Origin of the sequence: Paenibacillus intestini, from assembly GCF_030803945.1 — a bacterium.
In the GTDB taxonomy this organism is placed as follows: domain Bacteria; phylum Bacillota; class Bacilli; order Paenibacillales; family Paenibacillaceae; genus Paenibacillus; species Paenibacillus polysaccharolyticus.
On record NZ_JAURUN010000004.1, the window covers coordinates 166,517 to 191,934 of the forward strand.

Here is a 25,418-nt window from a genome sequence, read left to right on the forward strand (position 1 = left end):
TCATGAACCGCAACTGGTTATACGTTTTTGTAGGAGGCATTATTGAAATTGTGTGGGTTAGCGGACTAAAACATGCTTCGAATGCTTGGGAATGGGCATTGACGGGACTCGCCATTGTCATTAGTTTCGGCCTGATCATTGCTGCGGCTAAACGACTGCCTGTGGGTACGGTCTACGCCGTGTTTACGGGGATCGGTACAGCCGGTACGGTATTGACCGAAATGCTACTGTTTGGTGAACCGTTCCGTTTGGCTAAAATGCTACTGATTGGACTGCTGCTCTGCGGTGTCATTGGGCTGAAACTCGTCACGGATCAGCAAGAGAAGCAGGAACCACAGGTTAAAGGAGGTGCCGTCTAATGGCTTGGCTTGCGATTGTAGGTGCAGGAATTTGTGAAATTTTCGGAGTCATCGGCATCAACGGAGCTTCTACGCGTAAGGGTTGGCCTTACATTGTCCTGATGCTGGTATCATTCGTATTCAGCTTCTCGCTGTTATCTTACGCGATGACATCTATCCCTATGGGCACAGCCTATGCGGTGTGGACAGGAATTGGCACAGTGGGAAGTACGGTGACGGGTATGCTTCTGTTTGGTGAACGTAAAGAAGCGAAGCGGCTACTGTTCATTGCAATGATTTTGGTAGCAGCGGTAGGATTGAAAATCATTACGTAATGTAATGAATATCGTGCAATATAATGGATATTATCAACTTCAGGCAGAAAGACGACTTCACTCAGGGAGTCGTCTTTTTTTGTAGGTACGATTGTTTAAGTACGTTTGTCGAGGTGCGTTTGTGGAGATACGATTGTGGAGTGCGTTCGTATACATAGGTTTGTGTAGGTAGGCTTGTGTAAGTACAAATTTCAGGTGAAATTTTTTAAACACAACAGGTGATTTGGGATATAATGTAATCTAAGAGATGACCTTGTCATTAAGCTCATTGGAAAGAAGGGGAGTGCATTTTATGAAAAAATGGTTGGTACGTATCGGAGCATATACCGGTTATTCGTTCTTGATCGCACTGGCACTCTTCTATCTCTTTTTCTTGGGAGTAATCATCATGATCGCTGTATACGATTTTATGGGAGGGGTATAGTCTGCTTTCTCTTTACTTCACTTGCTCTTTTTTCTTAGACTCGCAATGCTTTACTTGGATTTTCATTTATTCCTTTTTTATTTTAATTTCTTTTATTGAACTGTATTATATCTTCTTTAATTTGTTCTGATTTATTTTAGTTTATATCGATTTATGTTGGTTTACTTTCTATTTGCGCTTTCCTTCGCTTTTGCCCCTATTTCGTTCTCTACTTCTCGCCTCCCTCACTTCTTTACTTTACTTTACTTTACTTACTCTTTCTTGTTTTGCCTTGTTTTGCTTTGTTTTGCTTGGCTTAATTCCCTCATTTTCGATATTCATTCGCTGTTTCTCTCTTCTTCTCTCTTTTCCTTTCCGAAGTAGCGTGGTTCGTGCATTTTATTTTTAACGATCACCAGTAACGCTATTTGGGCCAAATTACAGGTTTTAGATTTCTAACGATCTCAGGAGAGCTTATTTCAGGATTTTGATGCGAAAAGGGACGTCTAGCTTGTGTTTTCAACAAAATAAGGTTTCTGGTGATCGTTAGAATTTCAAAAGGATGAATATTGCTCAAATAAGCTCCGCTGTGATCGTTAGAATAAATTTTCGATATGTTCTCGAGTCGTTCTTAAGAGTGTTGTTGAGGTGTTGAGGTGTTTTGAAGCGTTCTTAAAGCGGGAGTTATGCGTTCTTGATGTGTTGATGTGTTTTCGATGCGTCCTTTATACATTCTTCCATTCCCTCTCCAAAAAGTACAACGTACAGCTTTACGGCTTGCGTACTGTACTCTCTCAGTTCTTCTCTCGATTCATTCAGAGTTCTTTCAGGGTTCTTCTCTCGATTCTTTTCTCAGTCCACTTTTCGGCTCTTTTACACCCCTACACCGTGCACATTTGTAATCCCTCATTCACATCGTTTATACTTAGTTTGACCACAAAGTCAATTCAAGAACTCAAGAGTTCCCAGTGAGGTGAACATACCCTTAATGAACCCGATCCATGGGATGAATGAAAAAAGAAAACTGGTCATCACCACAGCGCTCAAGCTGTTTTCCGCTAAGGGTAGCGCAGCAACCTCCATGCAGGAGATTGCCGAATTATGCGGGATGTCCAAAGGCAGCTTATATCTCATGTTCAAATCCAAAGAGGAACTGGAAGCCAGTACGCTGGAGTACTGTGTATACATTCTTATGGACGAGATGTCCCAGATTGAACACGAGAGCAGCCTGACCTCCAGAGAACGGCTACATAAACAGATTGAGGTGCTGCTAACGCATGTTGCGGAATTGAAGGAATTTTTACGCGTCCAACTACGCAGCATGATGATGGATGATGAACAACAGCGCAAGGAGCACTGCACTCCTCAGCAAAGAGATATTGAGATACGTACATTGCATTGGTTCAAAAACAAACTGGAGGATCTATACGGCTCCGAGATCGAGCCTTATACGATTGATCTTATCCTTCTGACACATGGACTATTCCTGTCGTACGTCAAAATCTGGTTTACCGAAATGCCTTCTCTTACGGTCAATAAGATGGCTACGCATCTTTTGCAAATGATGGATTATGCAGCACAGGGCTGCCTCCAGCATCGGCCTGAACCTCTGATTCCGCTGGATCAGTGGCCTGCCTGGATTGCTGAACCCCAACTAGATACAACCATGTTGCGGCATCCCGTCCATATTCTGAAACAGATGCAAGATATCGCATCAAGCGACCTGCCCGCCGGTCAGTCAAAAAATGATGTGCTTGAGACCATAGCCATACTAAGACAAGAGATCATGGAATTTACGCCAAGGCGTGCCATCATTCTCGGCATGATGCGTAACCTGGAAGGGATAACTATCCTTGAACCGATGCACTCCGAGCTTCAGCACATTATGGATACCATGTATAACCGGTTTATCCAGGCTGACTCGTCACACACATAAACAGGAGAAACAGAGAGGAGAAGAAACCAACGTATGAAAGGGATTATTAACTTTTCACTGAACAACAAGTTTGCAATCTGGATTCTGACCATCATCATCTCATTCGCAGGCTTGTACAGCGGAATGACGATGAAGCAGGAGACTATTCCGAACATCAATGTACCGTTTCTGAATGTCACGGCGATTGATCCGGGTGCAGCTCCCGAAGGTATTGTAGAAGATGTCACGAAGCCGCTGGAACAGAAGCTACGCAACCTCGAGGGTGTGAAGACCGTCACCTCCACTTCTATGGAGAATGCGGCATCCATCACGCTGGAATTCGACTATGGAACGGATTTGACGAACGCAACAGCTACGGTTCGTGAAGCACTGAACGAGGTGCAATTGCCGGACAGTGTGCAGAAACCAACCATCTCCAAATTCAGCATTAACTCGTTCCCGGTTGTATCCCTCAGTTTGTCCGACAAGGACGGCGGGGATTTGGAAGAACTGACACGACTTGTAGAATCGGACATCAAACCCGCACTAGAAGATATTGATGGTGTAGCTCAGGTTCAAGTGTCCGGTCAGTACGTTAAAGAAGTGCAATTGACGTTTGATCAAGCCAAAATGGCTGAACTCGGTCTAAGCGAAGATACGGTGAACGGCATCGTTAAAGGTTCATCCATTCGTGTTCCCCTCGGCCTCTTCGAACTGGATAAATCCCAGAAAGCCGTAGTTGTAGACGGCAACATCATCGGACTCGATGATCTGAAAGATCTGGCGATCCCAGTCGTACCTAGCGGAGCTGGGGCTGGTGCAAACCAAGGCGCTGGTGTTTCTGCGGGTCAGGGTGCTGGAGCGGCTGCTGGACAAGGTTCTGCTGCGACAGGGACTTCCCAAGGCAGCGGTGCTCAAGCCGGTCAAGCTAGTGGTCAAACTGCGGATTCATCGGCTCAAGCTGGACAAGGTGCATCTGGTGCTGCGCAAGGGTCCAATCCTGCAGCTGGTCAAGCTGGTAGCGGCAATATTGCTACAGCAAATCCATCGGGTGCCGCAGGTGCGGCAAACGCAGCAGGAATCCCTACCGTGAAGCTAAGCGACATTGCCAAGATTGAGGTCATCGGTCAAGCCGAGTCCATTTCCCGTACCAACGGCAAGGAGTCCATCGGTATTTCCGTGGTGAAATCCAACGATGCCAATACGGTGGACGTGGTTAAGGCCGTCAAAAATAAAGCAGAAGAATTGCAGAAGCAATTCAAAAATGCCGAATTGACGATCTTGCTTGACCAAGGTCAACCTATCCAGGATTCCGTCAACACGATGCTGGGCAAAGCTATATTTGGTGCCTTGTTCGCGATTCTGATTATCCTGCTCTTCCTGCGTAACATCCGTTCAACGATTATCTCCATTATCTCGATTCCGCTCTCCTTGCTCATGGCATTGACGGCGCTCAATCTGATGGACATTACCTTGAACATGATGACACTCGGAGCAATGACGGTTGCGATCGGCCGGGTTGTCGATGACTCCATCGTTGTTATCGAGAACATCTACCGCAGACTGACGCTCAAAAACGAGATGCTGAAAGGCCGGGATCTGGTTCGTGAGGCGACTCGCGAGATGTTTATCCCGATCCTCTCCTCAACCATTGTTACGATTGCAGTCTTCTTGCCGCTCGCACTCGTTAGCGGTATGGTCGGAGAGTTGTTCATGCCATTTGCCTTGACGATGGTATTCGCCCTGCTCGCATCCCTACTGGTTGCAATCACGATTGTACCGATGCTGGCACACAGCTTGTTCCGTAAAGGGATCAAGAACAAACAAAACCATGAAGAAAAACCAGGTAAACTGGCTGAAAGCTACAAACGCCTGTTGAACTGGACGCTCTCTCACAAAATCATTACCGTTCTTATTGCGGTTCTACTATTGGTCGGCAGCTTGTTCCTATACCCATTCATTGGCACAAGTTTCCTGCCAGAGCAAAAGGATAAATTCGCCACGATCACCTATAGTCCGGAAACGGGCTCACTTCGTGAAGATGTAGAAAAAGAAGCCCTCGTTGCTGAGAAATGGTTACTGAAACAGCCAGGTATGGAGAAAATGCAATATTCCATCGGCGGTGGTAACCCGCTCGCTAGCATGGGTGGAGGCGGCGGTAACTCTGCACTCTTCTACATTCAATACAATAAAGACACCAAAGATTTTACCGATGTGAAGAAACAACTGGTTGAAGGTTTGCAAAAAGAAGTGACCAAAGGCACATGGAGTGAACTCGACATGTCCGGCGGATTTGGCGGAAGCAACTTAAGCCTGTCCATCTACGGGGATAGTGTGGAGCAATTGAAACCTGTAGCTGAAGAAGTCCTGAAACTGGTTCAAGCGGAAAAGGACTCTTTTGAAAAAGCAGATACCACCATCTCCGACACCTACGGTCAGTACACCCTCGTTGCCGATCAGGAGAAGCTCAGCAAACTCGGCCTTACGGCGGGTCAACTGGCAATGGCACTGAGCCCTGTACGTGAACGTCCGGTACTTACGGAAGTGGATATCGACAACAAAACGTACAAAGTCTATGTAGAAACGGACAACAAAACGTTCAACAGCATCAAGGATATTGAAAATGAAAAGGTCACTTCACCGCTGGGCATCCAGATTCCAATCAAGGATGTAGCCAAAGTGGAAGAAGGCACTTCACCGAACTCCATCATGCGTATTGATGGCAAAGTGGTTGTACAGGTGACAGCGAACATTCTGGCATCCGATGTGACCAAAGCTTCGCAAAACCTGAAAGCCAACATCGACAAGCTGGACTTGCCGGATGGCGTTGAAGTGAAGTTTGGCGGTACAACCGAACAGATTAATGACACCTTTACGCAGCTTGGTCTGGCAATGCTGGCAGCCATTGCGATTGTATACTTCGTGCTCGTGGTGACATTTGGCGGCGGACTTGCACCATTCGCGATTCTGTTCTCTCTGCCATTCACCGTGATTGGTATCATGGTTGGTTTGTTTATCGCAGGCGGTACACTCGATGTATCCGCTATGATGGGTGCACTGATGCTGATCGGTATCGTTGTTACCAACGCCATTGTTTTGATCGACCGTGTTATTCATAAGGAAAACGAAGGACTCACGACGCGTGAAGCGCTGCTGGAAGCCGGAGCTACACGTCTGCGTCCAATCCTGATGACCGCTCTCGCAACGATTGGTGCCCTGCTGCCACTGGTAACAGGTCTCGAAGAAAGTGCAGGTATCATCTCGAAAGGACTCGGAATTACCGTAATCGGTGGTCTGATCAGTTCTACACTGCTTACGCTGGTCATCGTGCCAATCGTGTATGAGTTCCTGATGAAATTCAAAAAGAAAAAAATCGTCGATTAATTCAGTCTATCGTTATTCCCACGATTCAGATGTGATCGCGAGCAAAAATTTGCCCTTGACGGGTACTGGAATCTGTAGTGATTCCCGTGCCTGATCAAGGGCATTTTTTATCGTGTCGATGGTAAAAAGTCGAACATGTATCTGCTACCAATCTGATGCCATTTAAGATGTGTGACAAAAAGATCGATTATTTTTGTTATCCAGACTAAATGAACGTCAGGTTTAATCTCATCCGATCTAAATACACATACTTCCCCTTAAAAATCCAGCAAGTATGCAACCTGAATCCAGCATCTTTTGTATCAAATCTACAGATAAGTCATGGGAAAGGGCGGTGATGGTGTGGGGGAGACTACGCTTCACATCCGAGTTAGAGACATGCTGAAACGTCCTGTGTCTCGCAAGGCCGAGTACCTTGCCAGTCATCGTGCATTGGAGTGCTACGTACGCTGGATAAATTGTCGTTATCATCTGATAGAAAGGTTCGGTTTCCCTCAACTGGCTCTCTCGCTCGGCTGGAAGGTTCACGGAATGGACCGAATGCACTTGGCCCGGATGGGCAGAGAGTACGATGATGCGGTCCGAAAAAAAGACTGCTTTGGGGATGCTATGGGGATGCTATGGGTAACAAAGAGGAAGGTTTTTCCGGTGGAACGTTTAATCTCAAGTAGCTCCATCTGCAATTTTTCTTTGGTGAATTCATCCAGCGCAGAGAACGGCTCATCCATTAATAGAAGAGGTGGATCAAGTGCATGGACCGCTACCAAAGATGACAGAAACATGATCCACATCGATAAGCTGTTGTTCAGAGGTAACTCTTGTGGATGGATGAAGAGATACAACAGAGGGAGAGTTCATAGGCATTCTCCTTTGGAAGGATGGGATGGTTGGAGCAAACGTCAAGGCTGAATGGTGGAAGGTTAACCTACACAAACGTAACGGGTTGACTTGTTAGATACTACTATATCGATTTGGCCGAAAATTACATTATACAAACTGTGTGGAGTATGGGCTTGTACATGTGACACATTGTAAAATGAGATTGATTCTCAGCATTTTTTTTGCATATCTGTTTTATATCTCTTGCACATTTGTTGTGACATGAAATAACATGCAGTTGCCACAAATAAAATTTCCTCTCCACGCCCTCTTCTGCAAACAGCGTATATTCATTTGTATTAATTGATGAAATATTCGGAAAATATGACATATCCACTCGTAATGCTATGAGATTTCATGTATAACGTTGGATATAGACAGAGATTGTAATAAAGCCATGGTGGGATACAGTTGTACCAACGATAGCTTGAATTACCACAAAATCATGAAAAACAACATGTTTGAGGGCTGTTCAAATCTTTTTAAATCCAAAATTTAAATTTGGGGTGGTCATCATGTTTGATTGGCTGGGATGGAAAAAAGGGTTACCGCTGTGGTGGTCTTATCGGTTGAATGCACACCGGAAGGAAGATGTGGAGCACATTTTTGAAGGGATCGCGGAGACAAGAAGACAGTTATTGATAGATTGGGCGAGTGATCAGTGGAGTCATCTGGATCGATTGCTTCAGCAGATCGGATCGGTTAACTTCCAGGAGGTGGAGCACGGATCAGCACAGGCAGAAAAGCTGGATACCTGGTTTAAGGCGAGCTATGCACGCACCCAGGATAGTACGGAATTGTTCATACTTAACGAGCAGCATCAAGTTGTATTTTCTACATATCAGAAACATATAGGTCAGCGTTATACCCCTCACGAGAATATATCCTTTGGTCCCGGATTGAGCTATGGACAAGCAACTATACACGGTCAGAAATGTCTGTATGGTCCGTATTCTGATCCGCTTACGCTGGAAATCGGACCACGCTCGTCCACATTTCATGACGCGATTACCCTGATGTTCATTGTCCCTATCGTGCAACAAGGTAGGTACGCAGGTGCTTTATGCAGCCGTATTCCTGGCGACGTGCTTGGTGATCTCATTCAGCGTGAATCGGGACACATCTATCCGGACTCAGGTGATAACTATCTGTTTATGGCCGAGTCTGTGTTGCGACCTGAGCTACAGCCAGGTACTGCTCTATCTCGGAGCCGCTTCGAGGATCGAACATTCACACATGGAGAAAACCTGAAAGACGGTGTAACAACCGATTGGGGCATCGTGTCTGTCCAAGAGCATACAGAGCTTGAGCTGATGTTCACCGATCCCTCTACCGGCCAATTACATCCGGGCGTATCGAAAACGATTCAAAATGGCTCCAATCTGTTTGTGTCCTATCCCGGTTATTCGGATTACCGCCATATTCCCGTCATCGGTAAAGGTATCACCTTTCATCTCCCTCACTGCCCGGATCGCTGGGGCATGATGTGCGAAGGTGATCTGGAAGAAGTGTACCGCATACGCAGTATCGGATGGCGACAATTCAAACAGCATAGCTTCTATATTATGCTCTCGGCCCTTCTTGCTGCCGCCTTGATTTTTGTGCTGACAGGCAGCGGATGGAACGCTGCTGCAATCGCCGGCTTTCATGTCATCTTGGGATTCTTGGGTGCATTCCAGCTTCATCGCAAACAATACAACCGCGTCCATGGGGACTTGCGGAGTCTCAGTCAATTCATTCGGGTGAACGCGGAGGGTAAAGGTGATCTTACCCAGCGTCTGGACACAAACGCTTTTGCTCAAGATGAATCAGGTGAACTGGCTAAATGGATTAATAATATGATTGATTCTCTGGAGAGCATTATGCTCAAAGTCCAGCGGGCTACGGTGGACGTGATGGATAATCAGCATCTGATGCGTGCATCTACAGAGACCACTCAAGTGACTACTGACCGCGTCAACCTCAAGCTTGGTTCAATGATTCAAGCTACCCGTACACAATTACAAGATCTGGATCAAGCCAAGCTGGCCGCTGATCATATGCGTTTAACCCTAAAGCAGTTGGAGACATCCGCCAATGAACAGATTGGTGTAGCGAGACAGGAAGTAGATCGCATCGGTGATAAAATGATTCAAATCTCCAGTGCCGTGTCGGATACTAACCAGACGATCCTCTCCTTCCTCGGCACAATGAAAGACATCTACCGCGCCTTGGCGGTCATTGAAGAAATATCCGCACAGACCAATCTGCTCGCATTAAATGCGACAATCGAAGCCGCTCGCGTCGGAGAGCATGGACGCGGGTTCTCGGTTGTCGCTGAAGAGATTCGTAAGCTGGCCGATGTGTCCCGCTCCTCTACAGAGGACATTCATCAGATTTTGGATCGGATCTCGACGGCTGCAAGCGCAGCTTCCAAGCAAATCACCGAAGGAGACCAGGTGCTCGCCGAAGGAACAACGCTGGTTCAAGCAGCGTCAGAGCTTCTCCAAAAAGCCAGCTCCGAAGAAGCCGAGCGTACCCAAGTCGTCGATCAGGTCGTATTTTTGATGGAAAATATCGCTGCCATCAGCCACCAAAATCGGGTGACCTCCGCCGAGGTGGAAGCCGAGATGATGGCGTTGATTCGGGATATGTTGAAGGTTCAGCAATCCTCCCATGATGTGGAGGCCATTACCCTGTTCCTGCAACAAGTCGTTGGCCAATTTCAATTAAATCAGCCTGCTTAAATTGCTATCATGGGACGTCATCATTGACGCGGATTGGAGAAATAGCTAAAATTTGATGCAACTGTTGCTTTTACAATTGTCGTATCATTTACTATAGAAGGTTTCCAATCTGAACCGTTGAAAGGGTGGTCTGCATGGAACTGCTTCAGGATTCATTTGGCCGTATACATGACTACATCCGTATTTCCGTTACGGACCGCTGCAATCTGCGCTGTGTCTACTGTATGCCCGCGGAAGGCATGGAGTTTGCTCCGCATGATGAGATAATGAGTTATGAAGAAATTACGGAAGTGCTAAAAGTGCTCGCCCCGATGGGCATGCGCAAGGTTCGGCTCACGGGGGGAGAACCCCTGGTACGTAAGGATTTGCATAAACTTGTGGGCATGATCTCTGCCATTGATGGCATCGAGGACATTGCACTGACCACGAATGCCTTGTTGCTGGACAAACAGGCGAAGGCTTTGAAGGATGCTGGGCTGAACCGCATTAATATTAGCCTGGACTCCCTGCATGCTGACCGCTTCTCTATGATCACACGCGGTGGAGATGTCAATAAGGTGCTGAAGGGTATCGAGGCAGCTACTGCGGTGGGCCTGGCACCGATCAAGCTGAATGTCGTGCTCATGAAAGGCATTAATGATGATGAGATCAAGGATTTTATCGCTATGACGATGGATCAGCCGCTACATGTGCGATTCATTGAATACATGCCAATCGGGCAGGCTTCCGATTCCTGGCGTCAATCGTATTTGCCGCTGGAGGCCGTGACGGATGTATGCGCCGAGGCTGGCTGGACGGTTGAGAATACCGAGGGCCCTGCCGGGAACGGTCCATCACGTAATATGAAAATTACAGGCTCCCAAGGCACATTTGGTCTTATTCATCCGGTCAGTGACCACTTCTGTGATAACTGTAATCGGCTGCGCCTTACAGCGGATGGACATATCAAGGCTTGTCTATACTGGTCAGATGAATACAATGTTCGCCGCTATGTAGATGATCCCGATGCGATGGCTGCACTTTTCCTGAAAGCACTCGGTACCAAACCGAAAAATCATGAAATGGCGCTGGCACTGGAGAAAAAAATGCAATCCCACACCCCGACGGTACGACGCATGTCGCAGATCGGTGGATAGAACGAAGCCGTACAGCCCCTACGACACGTAAGAAATGCTTCAATCACCTAACGGAAGACACATCGTTTATCGAACATTCCGTCAGTTGAGAACGTCATAATAAGTGCTGTATTATGTATGATCAAAACAGACGAGAACATCATGTTCCCGTCTGTTTTTTTTGCACATATGTAAATATCGTATTAAAAACATAACATGCTCTGATTCAAACGCTTCAAAAAAATGTAATAGACGTTATGCCCTTTTTAGGCCTAAATTATGCTAATCGATCTGACGATGTATAATATACACCCAGATGATATACACACATACCTACAGGAGCTGAACTTATTGAACATCGTAGAAGCACTCACTGCAGCAAGTCCTTATTTTAAAATTATGCTGAAAGAACACGATATTATGATTGCCGTTACCGATACCGAGAAGTTCTGGTATTACGTTCCCGGCAACGAGCTTGATCTTGGCATCAGAGCCGGAGATCCGATCTCTCTTGAAGACCCTACACTGCGCCGGGCACTTGTGCATGGGGAGACCTCAGCCAATCGCATTGACGCCAAATTTTACGGCACACCCATTATTTCATCCGCCACTCCTCTTTATGATGATGAAGGAAAGATTGCAGGAACGCTTGCTATAGGTTTTTCACTTCAGAACGAAGAAAAGCTGGAGCACTTTACCGACCTGATTACAGGCATCAGCGGCAGGTTATCAGAGATGGTGCAGACGGTTGCTGCACAGTCCGAACAGCTAACTGCTTCGTCTACGCAAATTTTGGACAATACACGCCTTGCTGTGAAGAACTCCGGTGAGGTCAACAAAGTTGCCGTATTTATTCGTGAAGTATCGGAACAAACGAATTTGCTTGGCCTGAATGCAGCCATCGAAGCCGCACGCGCGGGCGCGGCAGGTGCGGGGTTCGGCGTAGTTGCCACCGAAGTGCGTAAACTGTCCACCGGAACCAAGGAGGCGACGGTGAACATTGAACGTTCCCTCAAGGATGTGCAGTCCTCCATTCAGCAGATGGAACAGGAAATTACCTCCATAACACAGTCCAGCAATGCACAGTCTGAACTTGTAACGGAGTTCAGTGAGATTATTGACCATCTGAACGCAACAAGCCAAGATCTTAAAGTGTTTATTGAATCGATGCTGCTAAAAGCAGAATAAACGGATACATCAAGCTTCCCGTGACTCTGTGACGGGGAGCTTTTTTGCTACGAAGTGTTAGCTAGCAGGTGCACGGCTGCCCCCTTCTTACACCCATCCAGCCTTTACGATTCCCTAGTTTTCATTGATTCACCTTGCTCATGTGCTTTGAACACCTGATTTAGGAGTTAAAAAGCCTCCAGCACATCATCAGCGCGATTCCAACCATAATCAAAGCGGATATGCGGTTCAGCACAATTCGTAGATGCCCTGTGCGATCATGATTGCCAACTATGCTGCCTGCAGCGGCAAGCCCCAGAAACCAAATCCAGGATACAGCCATTGTTGTGACCGTAAAATACATACGCTCCAACCCTGCATACTTAATGGAACTTGTACCAATGACAGCCACGGTATCCAGTAAAGCATGCGGATTGAGAATAGACACCGAAGCGGCAAAAGCAATCTGCCGACCTGCCGACATCGCTGTCGGGGCTTTATCTGAGGAAGCCGATGATTTCCATAACCCCCAGGCCATGTAGAGCAAGAACAGGCTTCCAGCCGCATATAAAACATGGGTGAGTATAGGCCATTGAATCAAAATGAGAGACATGCCCCCTACAGCGGCTCCAATCAGCAGCGTATCACTAATCCCTGCTGTAATTATAGCCGGCAGTGCATGCAAGTATTTCTTCTGCGTTAACCCTTGATTGAAAATAAATACATTCTGAACACCCAGCGGTAAGATCAAGCCAAATGCCAGCACCACTGCATGAATAAAAACGTCCATTGTCCATCCCCCTTATCTCTTTCTTCAGCGTAAATGAAATTAGGGAAGACGTAACCAACCACTTGGATGGCATGGAGCCCAACCAAATGGTATAGTGGACGATACAAACACGATAACGGACTCTTTCTTTATAACTACAGGAGGTGAAATTACCTGATGGGACGTCAATATTCCAATACATCTTCTAGACAAATTTGGCAGCCTAACCCTGCGCTTGATTTGCCTATGTATCGTCAGATTGAAGCCTATATCCGGCAAAAAATCACAACAGGCGAGTGGTCGGCTGGGACTCGTCTGCCTTCTCAGCGAACACTGGCAACATCCATGGGTGTAAACCGCAGTACGCTGGTCACCGCTCTGGATAACCTGACTGCGGCAGGGATGATTGAAGGCCGACACGGAGGCGGTACCTACGTCTCCGGTTCCGGTTGGCACAGTATGGCCCATGCCGCCTTACCCAACTGGAGCGAAGCTGCACAGGAAGGCTGGTACTATCCGAATTTGCCCGAGATTCAGCAGATTAATCAGGCAGAGTTCAGACCCGGCATTATTCGGCTGGGTACAGGTGAGCTCGCGCCAGAGCTGATGCCTAACGAAGCGTTTAATAAAATCCTCCAGACCCTGTCCAGCCAAACACGTATGCTGAATTACATCGAACCTCAAGGCAGCCTGGCGCTTCGTGAGGCGTTGTCCATACATTTGCAGTCTAATGGCATTCAGGCCTCACCTGATTCGATTCTGATCGTATCGGGATCTCTACAAGCACTGCATCTAATCTCTGTGGGACTGCTGCCTCGTGGATCTACTGTCTTGTTAGAGAAGCCGTCCTATCTCTATTCCATCCATGCCTTCCAATCGGCAGGGCTAAAGCTAAACGGAATTGCCATGGAGGAAGAGGGATTACATCTGGGACATTTAGAACATGCGATACGAACGTTGCACTCAGGAAACGACGAGAATAACAGCGAGTCCTTCCCGCTACTGTACACCATACCGAGCTTCCATAATCCTACAGGCAGCGTGATGAGCTGCCGTCGCCGGGATGAATTGATGTCCCTCGCCCGCAACTCCGGCATTTCGATCTTGGAGGATGCCGCTTATCAGGAACTTTGGCTGGATCCCCCTCCTCCTCTTCCACTTAAGGCAATGGATCAGGAAGGTCGGGTGCTGCATATGGGCACTCTCTCCAAAGCGGTCAGTCCAGGTCTTCGTCTTGGCTGGCTTGTCGGTCCTGTGCCCGTCATTCGAAGGCTGGCCGATATCAAAATGCAGACGGATTACGGTACCAGTTCACTCGCACAGGAAGCCGCCGCATTATGGTTTACAGATGGCCATCACACAACTCATATGGAGCGGCTACGTCCGGAGCTCCGAAGACGCAGAGACTTCATGCTGGAGCTACTGCATCGCTATTTTCATGACATTGCAGAATGGGCAACGCCAGAAGGCGGGTTCTATATCTGGCTACGCTTCACAGCGGAACCCTTGTCTATCCGTAAGCTGTTCTCTGCCTGTCTGGAAGCCGATGTTCTAATCCACCCAGGTTATCTGTATGATCGGCTGGATGCGAGTCATATCCGGCTCTCTTATGCCTATGCTTCGCAAGATGAGATGGAGCGCGGACTGATTGTCCTTGCACAAGAAGCACACAGGCTAATGAAGCCCAGCGTGTGAGCAACATCTCTTTACATTGCAATATTGTAAAATACGTCGTTGCCCCCTATTGTACTGCTGATACTCAACTTGCGCTTATTTGGGATGCTCACCTTGGTGTCCCTCTCTTTCCATAAATGAGAATAGCCTTGAACTAACGGAGTATATCCGCAGTTCAAGGCTATAAGCATGAGCTTTTACACACTTAAGTGTGTAGAGTGGAATCGCAGGAACAGGAACAAGCTCCTATACCTATTATCCTTTGACCGCTCCCTCCGCAATACCCTCCATAATGAACTTTTGGAAGAATGCATAGATCAGGATAACCGGAATTGCAGTCAAAACCAGAGAAGAGAGAATTAACGGCCATTCCTTGTTATACTCACCAAACAGCATGTTCGTGGACAGGATAAGTGTGTACCGGTTTACATCCGTCAACATCAATAGCGGTAACAGGAAGTCATTCCATATCCACAGGAAGTCCAGAATTGCAATCGTCACCGTGATCGGAAGCAGCAGCGGGAAAATAATCTGAAAAAACGTCTGGAACTCGTTACATCCATCGATCTGAGCCGATTCTTCGAGTTCACGCGGAATGGACTTCACAAACCCGTGATAGAGGAAGATCGCCATGTTTACACCAAGTCCGATATAGATCAGAGCCAGTCCGTAAGTGCTTCCCTGCACCCCCATCCCCTTCGCGACACGCGTCAGCGGGATCATGATGGAATGGAACGGCACCAGCATGGAAGCGACAAACATGAAGAAGATCAGATTGCTAAGCCTGCCGGAAGTCCGTGACAGCTTGTATCCTGCAAGCGAAGCACAGAAGACGATGCCTCCGATACCCAGAATTGACACAATCGCGGAGTTCAGCGAGCTGCCGAGCAGATTGATTTTGTTAAACGCATCCGTGTAGTTCTCCCAATGTAATGTGGTCGGCAGAGCAATAAAGGATTGGAACATTTCACCCTGTGTTTTGAATGAGTTCACCACAGCCATGTAGATCGGTAGCATGGCTACCAGAGAGCCGAGAATCAGTAACAGCCGAATCAGGTAGTTATTCAGTCGCTGCATTCTCATGCTTCCACCTCTTTTCTCTTCATGACGGTGATCTGGATGAGTGTAAAGATAAGAACGATAGCAAACAATACAACCGATTTGGCACTGGCATAACCGTATCTGAAGTTGTTCGAAAAAGCTTCTTCATAGATATTCATGGTGATGACCTGTGTAGCCCGACCCGGGCCGCCGCCTGTCAATCCATAGACCACCTCGAACACTTTGAATGCACCGTTCAGTGTCAGGAAGAAACAGATTGTAATAGCGTGTGTAATCATCGGCAGTACGACGTTACGTAACACTTGAAATGCATTTGCACCGTCAATAACCGCGGCTTCCTTGAGGCTTTTCGGTACACCCTGCAATGCAGCCAGGTAGATGATCATCATATAGCCCACACCGTTCCAAAGCGATACGATTAGAATCGAGTAGAAGGAGAACTTCGGATCACCGAGCCATTGTTGGTCGAGAAAAGAAACGGCCAATTTCTCAGCCAGCTGCGGCAACACCTGGGAAAAGATGAACGTCCACATGAATGCACTGATGATTGTACTGATCATATTGGGCATGAAGAACAATGTGCGGAATAACCCTTTGCTGCGTGTACGCGACTCAATGAACACGGCGAGCAGCAATGCAATGACATTTTGCAAAATCAGCATAAAAATAACATATTTCATCGTAAACCACAGCGAGTTGAGGAAGTCAGGATCTTCCTTGAACAATTCCACAAAGTTCCCCAGCCCGATAAAGCTGTAGTCACGGTTTAACCCGTTCCAATCCGTCAAGCTGTAGAACATCCCGCTAAACGTCGGGTACAGCAGGAATATCGCATAGATTACAAAGGCCGGCGCTGTGAACGCGAGCAATGAAAGATACTTTTTGAACACATTCGTAGCCATAACTTCTCCCCCTTTTTGCACAGCGGATGAAGGTTAACGGGGGAACGAAGATCGTTCAGCCAGCCGTTTCATCTGCTTCGAGACTGTTACGAAATAAAGTACCGCTAATTTGTTGACAAAACCCCGAGCTTAATACGGAACCAAACGAGATTTTGTCAACAAACGCAGGTACTGCTTTCTTACAACTCAACCTTGTTGATCGTTCAGGCGCTTACTTGTTAAGCATCCCGCTCTTATTTATTGACTTTATTGTAGGATTTCCACGCTTTGTCGAGCGCATCGATCACCTGCTGTTGATTCAACTGTCCGGAGTAGTACCCTTGAAGAGCTTTACCAGACTCATCCTTCACGGCTTGTGGAATCTTTGGATCTTGATAAGCTTTGCCTTCATTAACATATTTCAGGGCGTCGTCTACCCACGGGAAGCTCTTGAACGTATGCACTTTGGCAACCGGATTAAACTTGAGCGCTTCATAGAATGCACTGGAATCTTTATCATCCAGAATGTAGTTTACAAAGTCGAGTGCCACTTCTTTGTTTTTACTTGATGACGATACAGCTAGTGAAGTGGATGTGCTCAGGTTGATTTTCGTATCATCCGGATTATCGTTCAGCGGCATTGGAGCTACACCAAAATTAACGTCAGGGTTGGACTTCAGAATCGTTTCTGCGTACCAAGGTCCTTGAATCCACATCGCCGCTTTGCCTGTAGCATAAGCGGCAGCGCCGTCATCGGCTCCAACTTCAAGCGCTTTATCCGTTCCGTTCGCATTGACGAGATCAAACACATCAAACAGTGCTTTCATATCGGAGAAGGAAGCTTCGTCCTTGTTCATTTTTTCCACAAAGTCTTTGTGCTCCGTTTGTGTCAGCGCCCCTACAGTGAGTGGCAGGAATAATTGCGGAACCCAAGCTTCTTTGTAAGACAGCTCAAACGGTGTAATGCCAGCTGCTTTCAGCTTCTCTACAACCGCTTTCATTTCTGTCAACGTTGTTGGAACCTCCAGCCCTTGTTCCTTGAAGATATCTTTGTTGTACAGATAACCCCATGACAAGGTTTCCAGTGGAACCGCAACCACTTTGCCGCTTGCATCCGTTACCGAAGGTTTAACCGAATCCAATAATTTATCTACAAAAGGTTGGTCGGACAAGTCCTCCAGATATCCGGCTTTGCTGAAAGGTGGAATCTCATTCACCGCATGCAGAGCAAATACGTCTGGTGCGTCATTGGAAGCAAGTCTTGTTTTCAAAATCTGAGGTGCATTATCTGCTGGCGGCATCTCCAGTTGCACATTCACTTCAATGTTTTTGTCTGCTTTTTCCTTGGCTTTGAACTGTTCTATATATTTATCGTAATGTTCTTTCAGCCTTGGTTGAGCAACGAATACTTTGAGGTTTACGGTGCTGCCAGCTTTGACTTCGTTCTGTTCATTATCCGTGCCTGCATTCGAGCCGCAGCCTGCGAGCAGAACGCTGACCAGTGCCGCACTTACAACGCTTTTCCATACTTTCATCTCTTATGACCTCCCGGTGTGACTGGTTTGTCTTTCATAGGCTTATTATATATCGCAAAATGTAAGCGCTTCATTGGACAAAATTAGACTCTTCCATTGGATTATTTTAAACCTTAATTCAAGCAACATTCCCCGAATGATTCATTCGGGGAATGGGTTAGGCAACTTATGCTGGCCTTTGCGCATCTCTCCGGGTGACACACCAAAGTGCTTTTTGAATACCCGATAGAAGTAGGACACATCTTCATACCCCGTCATCTCGGCGATATGTTTGAATGGAATCTGATCATCCATCACCCACTCTTTGGCCTTGGTCATCCGAAGTTGAACCACATAATCGGTCACGTTCACGTCATATTCTTTCTTGAAAGCTTTGCTCAAATATTCCTTACTGACAAAAAATATTTGGGCAAGCTGCTCCAGCGTAATCATCTCCATGCAGTGTTGCTGCATATATTGCTTTACCTCTTCGAGGTTGAGCTTGTTCTTATACTTACGCTGGGCAATTAATTGTTCCAGCGCCTGATAATAGGAAGCGGAGATCCATTCCACAGCCGCCCGGATCGAACCCAGCGCTGATGCAGGAGGCAATATTCCCTCTTCCGGACGATCAAACAGCCCATTGGACACACATAGCTCGTCCAGTATATTCTGCAGCTCATAAACCGCACGCCCAAGCTGGCGAGGTCTGCGAACCTCGTTTTGTTCCAGCTTCTGCTCTAATTGATGAAACCATTCCCGCAGGCTCGTCAGGTTCAAGTCGTTGAAGCGCAGACGTGCTTGCTGCTGGAACAGAGAGAATTCACCCGCGAATGAAGCCGGATAAGCTTCCCACACTTCTGGTGCCGTAGCAGCTTTATCCAGTTCATGACTACATTTCGCCAGCGTAGCATTTAGTTCATCCGGATTCACCGGTTTCAGCAGATAATCAGCTGCACGATATCGCAGAGCATGTTTAGCATAATTAAAATCATCATAACCGCTCACCACAACGACCTTAATCTCCGGGTACTGACTGCTCAGCGTCTGCATCAGCTCGACACCATCCGATCCAGGCATACGCATGTCCGTAATAATAAGATGAGGTTGCAACGTCTTGACCATCTGTATCGCCTGTTCTCCATCCTCTGCTTCACCGCAGACAACCAAGCCGAGCTCATCCCATTCACCAAGATTACGTAAAATATCGCGATTCCACGGCTCATCATCCACCAGCAACACTCTATAGATCTCCTTGCTCACAAGGGCTCGCCTCCTGTTGTGCAGGGGATCGTTACGATCACTTTTGTTCCCTGCCCAAGTTTACTTTCCATACGCATACCGTAATCGGGTCCAAAATGCATCACCATTCGTGATGCGGCATTGAGCAGTCCAATACTCGTGCCTGAATTCCATACCCGATCGGTATACCGCGTAATGCGTTCCAGTTTGGATTGCATCTCTACGAGCCTGTCCGGCTCCATACCCATGCCATTATCACAAATTTGAATCTTCACCCTACCCTGCTGTGGATCACAGAGCACTTCGATGCCTAGCTTCCACTCCCCAGGCTTTTTCTCCAGCCCATGCAAAAATGCATTTTCTACAATAGGCTGTAAGGATAACTTCGGAATATAACACTCTCGGAGTTCTCCCGTAATTTCCAGCTTATATTCAAGCCGGGTGGCAAAACGTTGCTTCTGAATCAGCATATAATGCTCCAATTGATCCAGTTCGGATTGCAGAGGGACAAGGCCGTCCGGTGCCCGTACAATATAGCGGAACATCTCGCTTAATGCTCGGATCACCTTGTAGCTATCTGCCGGCTTTTGCGAATAGACCATGCCACCGATCATTTGTAATGTATTTTGCAGAAAGTGGGGATGAATCTGAGATTGTAGTGCTTTGAGCTCGGCTGTCTGTTTCTCCAGATTCATCAAATAGTTATCCCGGATATGCTCCCGAATTCGACTAGCCATACCGTGCAAATTTTTCTCCAGTAGGCCAATCTCATCCACTCGTCCGCTACGCTCTACTTTACGATCCTTGATCAACTGGATACCCTTCATTGAATTCGCCAGTCTGACAATAGGTTTAGAGGTTCGCCAAGCGACCAGTGCCGCCAGAGCAACAGACACGACCGTTGCCACTCCGCCCACAACTAGCCCATACTTCATCGTTTCCAGTGCACTCTCGTTAATGACATGATCCGGTACGATTTTAATCACCCGTAGCCCTGTCGACTCAATATCGTGATAGAAAATATATTCCTGTGCTGTACGAATAAAACCCGCGTTATTCTTCGTTTCGCTCAGCTGCTTCAACGCTTCATCCGATGGCTGGATGGAGGAGTTCGGCTGATATACCGGATGACCTGAACTGTCTCCGATATAGGCGGTATAAGCTCCCCTGCTGTCGAGCAGTTCAAGCGTCTGGTTAAACTCGGCCCACTTGATCTCCAGACTGATTGCTCCGATCTGAGCCTGATCCTCAAAGCGGTTCATGCTGCGGGTCATATGGAACTTTTGCGGATCTACCGGATCATTGATAATTGTAAAGTCTTTATGCTCCGTAAAAAGCTTATGATACCCTTGCGGAATATCCGCAACCGTCTTAATTCGGGATTCCATAGAATTGAAGGTGAACAGGGTGTCCTGCTCCTTCAAGTACAGTTCGACCCCAAACACATAATTGCCAGCAGAATAGTACACACTGTTCAGCATATTAAAAACAGCCTTTTGTTCGTCAAAACGGCTGGAAGCAGGCGCTTCTTGGCCCAACGCCAAATACTGATGTAGCTCATCACTGATCTGAATGGAATAAATGATATTATTCATGCGGGTAAACTGTTCTGCCAGATAGACAGAGGCCCAATTCATATTGACCCGGTTCGTATCCATAACCTCGGCTTCCATGGAGGAACGCGCATTCTCCGCGGCTACCGCAGTTATCACAATGACTGGCAGTACAGCGACCAGGGTCATGGTCAGTATCAATTTATTACGAATGCTGCGCTTGAAAGGGTCTATCAGCCGACGGTATAATTCGTTAAACACAGCGCATCCACTCCTGAGCTAAAATAAGACAAACGCCCTAGCATCAAAGCCGAGGGCGCCATGGTCTTGTTATTTTTTTCGGAAAATATGAAGTGAATGTTGAACCAAGATTTTACACAGGCCACTCCGATGACAGAATAACCTTTCAATCGCTGTTATCCCCAGATTTTTTTGATTCCTTTTTCCAAAAGGGAAAATCCGGTGATAAGCGTATGCTTCCGATGGAGCTTTCTTGCAGAAAGCTTTTAGGCGAACGCTTCGCTTTTTCAGATTTTTTCTGTCCTCTCCGTTAAAGTGTAAAAGAACAATTCAAAATCTTCTATTTTCCTTGGGAACTTAAAATCTGCACTATTATTCCCTAGTGTTGTTCGATAATGCGTATGCCCCATCGTTCCAGCTTGATCTCCTGCCCAGCAGCAATCGAATCTCCCGATAACAGCTCTGTCCCTTCGCCGTGCACGTGCTTGAAGGAAACCGGCTCATCCGCATAGTTGAAATAGTAGCGGATGGTATGCCCATGATCGTTCAAACCCGTCTTCACAATGATTGGAAAAGCAAGCTCCTGATCCGCTCCCCATACACCCGCGTCCTTCATCACACGTTCCAGTACCTTGCGAATGACGGCAGCGCTCGTATAACAGCCAACATATGTTGCTTTGCCTTTACCGTAGTTATTTTGCGTGATTGCCGCATACTCTCCCCAATGTGGATGATCGTACCAAGCGAGCACCTCCGCAGTCGTCGGCGTAATCAGCTCCATCCAGGTGTGTACCTGATTATGCTCCTCACCTACGCCAAATGGATCATCGCGTAGCCCAACATGCTTTGGCTCAACAAACAAGTTGTAGCTAATGCCACATGCTTCACTGATCAGTCCGGGCTGACGTGTAGAACGAACTTTGATGTGTTCATTGGCAAAACCGCTTTTGAACGAGTAGACGATATGTCCGCCGTCCTGTACAAATTGATTTAATTTTTCCAGCAATGCATCCGAAGCAGCATACAGAGCAGGCACCACTAGCACATCATAATCTGCATAACTCTCCACGGAAGGATCGATAAGATCGCAGCCAATGTTCATTTTATACAGCTCATCGTACATCCAGCGCACAACGTCGTTGTAGTTCTTGTCACTGGTAAAGTTAAAGCCAAACCACTTGATGGAGGTTAACGCCTCGTTACTAAACAGTACAGCCACCCGATTTGTTATCTTCAGATTCACCAGCTTAGGACTCAGGCGAGCAAAATCGCGGCCAATCGTCTGCGCTTCGTTATACACCGGATTCGATTCGAAATCATGGCTTAGCAGGCCTTTCCAGTAGGTCTCAAACGAATTGTGCAGCGAGTGCCAATGCCAGTAGGCCACCATATTTGCTCCGGAAGCCAGATGACTGAATGCCTGTAATCGCAGTTGGCCCGGATAAGGAACCCAGTGCCAGAAGGCCTGTGCTTCGGTCTCCAGAACAAGGTAGTTGGATTGTTTGGTGGAACGCGCCACATCTCCTCCGAACGAAATCTCAATGCCGGTTAACTCATCTTGGGAAGGATGATAGATATCTACACTGGTGATGTCAAAAGGTCGGGATGCTGCAAAATGATCCACATCCCCCTGAATGCCGTAGGAATACCCGCGCCATTCAAAGTCAAAGTTCTGGGTAACAAACTGGCCTTCCTGTTTGTACTCATTAACAATCCCAACTTGCCACGCCAAGAAATCCGTGACCAATTGCCGCTGGAACTTGGCAAACTCAGCTCCCAGGCTACCGTTAATCGTACCCACAACGGAAGGGAAGTCCTCCCAACTATTGATCCGATTACTCCAGTAATCCAGTCCAAATTCCTTGTTCAACTCGTCCAGGGAGCTGAACTTGTTCCGCATATATTTAACAAACTGTAACTGCACGTTGTCTCCAGCTGTGTTGTAGTGCTTGGTTTCATTATCTGTCTGATATCCGATAACCGCCGGATGTTTGCTCACGCGTGAGATCAGCTTACGAATGATGCGCTCTGCATAAAACAGATACGTCGGATGCGTGATGTCCATAATCTGTCTTGCTCCATATTTTCCAGGTCCCTGTGCGGTTGTTGCCAGCACGTCCGGGTGCTCCTTCACCATCCACGTCGGAACAGCATACGTTGGTGTGCCTACGATGACATGAATTCCGGCCGCATGCATCGCATCCAGCACCCGATCGACGGAAGTGAAATCAAACACACCGTTTTGCGGTTCATGGGTACTCCACGTTGATTCGGCGATGCGTACGACATTGATCCCAGCATCCTTCATCATCTGAATGTCCTTGTCCAGTCTTTCATATGGCATATATTCATCATAATAGGCTACGCCGTATAATAATTTGTCCATGAAATAGTCTCCTTTGAGTGCATAAGGTAAGTTGACATGTTCCCGCTTCTAATGGTAGCGTTTACATTAATGCTAGTATCGTTTTATTCGTTGTTTAATATCTGTTGATACGCTTGCATATCCCGATATATTAGGATGTCCGCGTTAAACTGATTATAATGAAGTACATGCATAGTGCCGATGGCACAAGGCGAGTATTTTTTACCCTTTTCCGAGGTGAATGTCATGGATATCCGTTCGCAGCTTCGAGAGATGCCATACCATACGCTGGCTCACTGGCTTCCAATTATCGATTGTAACATCAAATTTTATGGCGCTCATAGCCAGCAAGTTCCATATAGGTGGGCTATGCCTGAGGAGACACATCCGGGCTTTGAGATCATTCTGATCATTCAGGGAACGCAGGAGAGTGTGATTCATGGCTACACGTATACGGTAGACGAAGGCTCGATCCTGCTCATTCCGCCAGGATTCAAACATACCAATGCATGTATCTCCGCGGAAGGCATGACCTATTTTAGCGCACATTTTAACGTGGATGATCCGGTATTCACCTTAAAACTCATGTCTCAGCGAAGCAGAATCTATGCCGCCGGTACGGGAGATAATATGAAAATAAAAGCCGTACTTGAAAGCTGGATGAGCATGATTAATACGGCCGAGGCTTATTCGTCCACAGACAAATTACTCATGCAAGCACGGATGTTCGAACTGTTTGCGCTGTTATCTCAAGCAGCAGAGAATACACCCGAATCCACGATCTCGGTGGATGTTGCTCATGCCCCTGCTCCGACCGCCATGCATTACGCAGGAGCGATCGCTGAAGCGATCAAGCAGGCTTTCCATGCCCAGTTACGATCACGGGACGGCAATGTATCTTCAGTCAAAGTCGAGCAGATCATCTCGTCGTTTGGCATTAGTCCGGGATATGGTTTACAAGTTTTTCGCAAAGTATTTGGTCATTCTCCGCGGGCCTACCTGTCCAGCCTGAAACTGCAAGAGGCCAAGGTGTTGATCGAGCAACCTGATCTTTCGCTTGGGGAGATTGCCATCAAACTTGGTTATACCCATTTGTCTCATTTCAGCAGACAATTCAAACGCTGGACGGGCCAAAGCCCTCTTCTCTATCGAAATCAACATGCAGAAGATAGCCTTAATCCATTTTCTCAACTTCCAGAGGGGGACTCGAAACGCTGAAAACGAATTCGTATATTTTCGAATTCCTCGGGAGTATTCATATTGCTCAGTTGTAGTGCGGGATGTTCAATACCGACTTGCTCCAGTTCGTCTATTTCGGAAAAATGGCAATCGATCTCTTCCAGCCAGCGAATGACACGCAACCGGTCATGAATAAGGCACTGTTCTAGCTCGGGAAGCACATGTCTGTGGTAAAGCCCTGCAAGGGGATGAATGCGCCCTTCTACTCGCGGAACGATGGCATTGTATGTTGGATATTGTACTGCGAGCCTCTTCATTCCATTGAAAAAAGAGGTTTGCAGAAGCGGCATGTCGCAGGCACTGAGCAGATTCCACTCTGTCTGGGAGGCACTGAGTGCTGCGTGGAGCCCCGCAAGTGGCCCCTTGCCCGTGTAAACATCCTGTACGCATTCGAAATCCTTATCCCCCAGTGCGCTGTAGATCGCTTCACTCGAACCTGTTGCAACTAAAATTCGGGATACGGTGGGTCTGATCGCATTGTTTATATGAGTTAACACGGCTGAACCATTCAGTTCGAGTAGTGCTTTGTTCGTTCCCATTCGGCTGGATAATCCACCTGCCAATATAATGCCTGTCCATTTTTCAGCGTCCATAACGCTCTCCTCTTCCCGTAAGAA

Annotated in this window: 19 protein-coding genes; 10 read left to right on the forward strand and 9 right to left on the reverse strand. The window is 47.2% G+C overall.

Annotated features, from left to right (window positions below):
• Positions 1-2 precede the first annotated feature (2 nt).
• The 5 genes from J2T16_RS14050 to J2T16_RS14070 all read left to right on the forward strand — a co-directional run bounded on the left by J2T16_RS14050 (position 3) and on the right by J2T16_RS14070 (position 6,375).
• Complete coding sequence (locus J2T16_RS14050; RefSeq protein ID WP_090922791.1) at positions 3-359, forward strand: DMT family transporter; 357 nt, start codon at positions 3-5, stop codon at positions 357-359.
• Positions 359-673, forward strand: coding sequence for a DMT family transporter (locus tag J2T16_RS14055; RefSeq protein WP_090922789.1), 315 nt, complete (start codon positions 359-361; stop codon positions 671-673). The genes J2T16_RS14050 and J2T16_RS14055 overlap by 1 nt, the downstream gene beginning before the upstream one ends.
• Positions 674-965: 292 nt before the next feature.
• On the forward strand, positions 966-1,097 hold the full coding sequence (locus J2T16_RS14060) for a hypothetical protein (RefSeq protein WP_260511197.1): 132 nt from the start codon (positions 966-968) through the stop codon (positions 1,095-1,097).
• Between the two features lie 985 nt (positions 1,098-2,082).
• The gene (locus J2T16_RS14065) at positions 2,083-3,012 is read left to right on the forward strand and encodes a TetR/AcrR family transcriptional regulator (RefSeq protein ID WP_434349211.1); all 930 of its coding nucleotides are present in this window, start codon (positions 2,083-2,085) and stop codon (positions 3,010-3,012) included.
• A gap of 33 nt (positions 3,013-3,045) precedes the next feature.
• Positions 3,046-6,375 carry an efflux RND transporter permease subunit gene (locus J2T16_RS14070; protein ID WP_336121743.1) on the forward strand — a complete coding sequence of 1,110 codons (3,330 nt, stop codon included), beginning with the start codon at positions 3,046-3,048 and terminating at the stop codon, positions 6,373-6,375.
• A 524-nt stretch (positions 6,376-6,899) separates the two neighbouring features.
• On the opposite strand, the gene J2T16_RS14075 is transcribed toward J2T16_RS14070, so the two are convergent.
• Positions 6,900-7,157: a hypothetical protein gene (locus J2T16_RS14075; protein WP_499018534.1), complete on the reverse strand. Its 258-nt coding sequence runs from the start codon at positions 7,155-7,157 to the stop codon at positions 6,900-6,902.
• 612 nt (positions 7,158-7,769) lie between these two features.
• Between J2T16_RS14075 and J2T16_RS14080 the strand changes: the two genes are divergently transcribed.
• The 3 genes from J2T16_RS14080 to J2T16_RS14090 all read left to right on the forward strand — a co-directional run bounded on the left by J2T16_RS14080 (position 7,770) and on the right by J2T16_RS14090 (position 12,283).
• Positions 7,770-9,980: a methyl-accepting chemotaxis protein gene (locus tag J2T16_RS14080; protein WP_499018535.1), complete on the forward strand. Its 2,211-nt coding sequence runs from the start codon at positions 7,770-7,772 to the stop codon at positions 9,978-9,980.
• 134 nt (positions 9,981-10,114) lie between these two features.
• Positions 10,115-11,116: a GTP 3',8-cyclase MoaA gene (gene moaA / locus J2T16_RS14085; protein ID WP_154891985.1), complete on the forward strand. Its 1,002-nt coding sequence runs from the start codon at positions 10,115-10,117 to the stop codon at positions 11,114-11,116.
• A gap of 330 nt (positions 11,117-11,446) precedes the next feature.
• Positions 11,447-12,283, forward strand: a complete 837-nt coding sequence (locus J2T16_RS14090) for a methyl-accepting chemotaxis protein (RefSeq protein WP_221791655.1) — start codon at positions 11,447-11,449, stop codon at positions 12,281-12,283.
• Between the two features lie 160 nt (positions 12,284-12,443).
• Here J2T16_RS14090 and J2T16_RS14095 read toward each other — a convergent pair whose 3' ends face one another.
• Entirely contained in the window at positions 12,444-13,052 is a 609-nt protein-coding gene (locus J2T16_RS14095) for a LysE/ArgO family amino acid transporter (RefSeq protein ID WP_499018536.1), read from the reverse strand.
• 156 nt (positions 13,053-13,208) lie between these two features.
• Between J2T16_RS14095 and J2T16_RS14100 the strand changes: the two genes are divergently transcribed.
• Positions 13,209-14,726, forward strand: a complete 1,518-nt coding sequence (locus J2T16_RS14100; protein ID WP_499018537.1) for an aminotransferase-like domain-containing protein — start codon at positions 13,209-13,211, stop codon at positions 14,724-14,726.
• 234 nt (positions 14,727-14,960) lie between these two features.
• On the opposite strand, the gene J2T16_RS14105 is transcribed toward J2T16_RS14100, so the two are convergent.
• The 6 genes from J2T16_RS14105 to J2T16_RS14130 form a co-directional block, all read right to left on the reverse strand.
• Positions 14,961-15,788, reverse strand: a complete 828-nt coding sequence (locus tag J2T16_RS14105) for a carbohydrate ABC transporter permease (protein ID WP_090922754.1) — start codon at positions 15,786-15,788, stop codon at positions 14,961-14,963.
• Entirely contained in the window at positions 15,785-16,669 is an 885-nt protein-coding gene (locus tag J2T16_RS14110) for a carbohydrate ABC transporter permease (RefSeq protein WP_090922752.1), read from the reverse strand. Before J2T16_RS14110 ends, J2T16_RS14105 begins: the two co-directional genes overlap by 4 nt.
• A 233-nt stretch (positions 16,670-16,902) precedes the next feature.
• Positions 16,903-18,183 carry an ABC transporter substrate-binding protein gene (locus J2T16_RS14115; RefSeq protein ID WP_154891989.1) on the reverse strand — a complete coding sequence of 427 codons (1,281 nt, stop codon included), beginning with the start codon at positions 18,181-18,183 and terminating at the stop codon, positions 16,903-16,905.
• 141 nt (positions 18,184-18,324) lie between these two features.
• Positions 18,325-19,425: a response regulator gene (locus tag J2T16_RS14120; protein ID WP_499018540.1), complete on the reverse strand. Its 1,101-nt coding sequence runs from the start codon at positions 19,423-19,425 to the stop codon at positions 18,325-18,327.
• Positions 19,422-21,218, reverse strand: a complete 1,797-nt coding sequence (locus J2T16_RS14125; RefSeq protein WP_499018541.1) for a sensor histidine kinase — start codon at positions 21,216-21,218, stop codon at positions 19,422-19,424. The genes J2T16_RS14120 and J2T16_RS14125 overlap by 4 nt, the downstream gene beginning before the upstream one ends.
• Positions 21,219-21,576: 358 nt before the next feature.
• Positions 21,577-23,583: a beta-galactosidase gene (locus J2T16_RS14130; protein ID WP_499018543.1), complete on the reverse strand. Its 2,007-nt coding sequence runs from the start codon at positions 23,581-23,583 to the stop codon at positions 21,577-21,579.
• Positions 23,584-23,808: 225 nt separating this feature from the next.
• On the opposite strand from J2T16_RS14130, the gene J2T16_RS14135 reads away from it, so the two are divergent.
• Positions 23,809-24,780, forward strand: coding sequence for an AraC family transcriptional regulator (locus J2T16_RS14135; protein WP_499018544.1), 972 nt, complete (start codon positions 23,809-23,811; stop codon positions 24,778-24,780).
• Here the strand turns inward: J2T16_RS14135 and mobA are convergent.
• Positions 24,750-25,394 carry a molybdenum cofactor guanylyltransferase gene (gene mobA, locus J2T16_RS14140; protein ID WP_499018545.1) on the reverse strand — a complete coding sequence of 215 codons (645 nt, stop codon included), beginning with the start codon at positions 25,392-25,394 and terminating at the stop codon, positions 24,750-24,752. The two genes, J2T16_RS14135 and mobA, sit on opposite strands and share 31 nt — an antisense overlap.
• Positions 25,395-25,418: the final 24 nt, after the last annotated feature.